General features: G+C 72.3%; 1 protein-coding gene. It reads right to left on the minus strand.

The window, feature by feature from the left end:
- A partial coding sequence (locus PUR56_RS01655) for a type I polyketide synthase (protein ID WP_329947547.1) occupies nt 1–1,439 on the minus strand: 1,439 nt, incomplete at both ends.

The following is a 1,439-nucleotide window of genomic DNA, read 5'->3' on the forward strand; positions in this document are numbered from 1 at the left end:
CACCCGCTCGTCGCGGCCGGTCCCCGGAGGTCCACGGCCGCGACACCGTCAGCAACCCGACAGCGCCAACGGACCAGTCGCCCTCCGCCGACGGCTCGTCCGCGTGCAGGGTGGCGGGGAGCGTCTCGTGCCGCATCGCCAGCAGCATCTTGATGATGCCCGCGACACCGGCCGCCGCCTGCGTGTGGCCGATGTTGGACTTCACCGACCCGAGCCAGAGCGGCTCGCCTCCGTCACGGTCCTGACCGTACGTCGCCAGCAGTGCCTGGGCCTCGATCGGGTCGCCGAGCGTCGTGCCGGTGCCGTGCGCCTCAACGACATCCACGTCGGACGCCGACAGGCCCGCCTGCGCCAACGCCGCCCGGATCACCCGCTGCTGCGACGGACCGTTCGGCGCCGTCAGACCGTTCGACGCACCGTCCTGGTTCACCGCCGTGCCCCGCACCACCGCCAGGACCTGGCGACCGGCAGCCCGCGCCGACGACAACCGCTCGACCAGCAGGACACCGGCCCCCTCGGACCTACCCGTCCCGTCCGCACCCGCACCGAACGACTTGCACCGGCCGTCGGGCGCCAGACCCCGCTGACGCGAGAACTCCACGAAGATGTCTGGCGTCGGCATCACGGTGACGCCGCCGACCAGCGCCATCGAGCACTCACCCGACCGCAGCGCCTGCGCGGCCAGGTGCAACGCGACCAGCGACGACGAGCACGCCGTGTCGATGGTCACCGCAGGGCCTTCGAGCCCGAACGTGTAGGAGATCCGGCCGGACATCACCGACGAGGCCGTGCCCGTCAGCAGGTGCCCCTCCAGGCCCTCCCCGCCCTCCACCGATCCGGTGCCGTACCCCATGAACGAGGCACCGACGAACACACCGACCGGCTCGCCGCGCAGGCCCAGCGGATCGACTCCACCCCGCTCCAACGCCTCCCACGACGTCTCCAGCAGCAACCGCTGCTGCGGATCCATCGTCAACGCCTCGCGCGGCGAGATCCCGAACAGCGCGGCGTCGAACTTGCCCGCGTCGTGGAGGAATCCACCCTCGCGGGCGTAGTAGGTGCCCGCGTGCTCCGGATCCGGGTGGTACAGCCCTTCCAGGTCCCAGCCACGGTTCGTCGGGAACGCGCCGATGCCGTCCCGGCCCTCGGCCACCAGATCCCAGAACGCCTCGGGTGTCTCCACCCCGCCCGGCAACCGCAGGCCCGTCCCGACGATGACGATCGGGTCGTCGGTGGCCACGGTCGTGACCTCGGGGCCCGCCACCGGGGCGGTCGCACCGACCATCTGTTCCAGGACGAACGCGGCGAGCCGCTCGGCGCTCGGGTAGTCGAACGCCAGCGTCGCCGGCAGCGCCAGCCCGGTCGCCGACCGCAGACGATTCCGCAGCTCGACGGCGGTCAGCGAGTCGAAGCCCAGCTCCTTGAACGCCCGCGACGCC

Origin of the sequence: Streptomyces sp. BE303 (genome assembly GCF_036290945.1) — a bacterium.
Lineage (GTDB): Bacteria > Actinomycetota > Actinomycetes > Streptomycetales > Streptomycetaceae > Kitasatospora.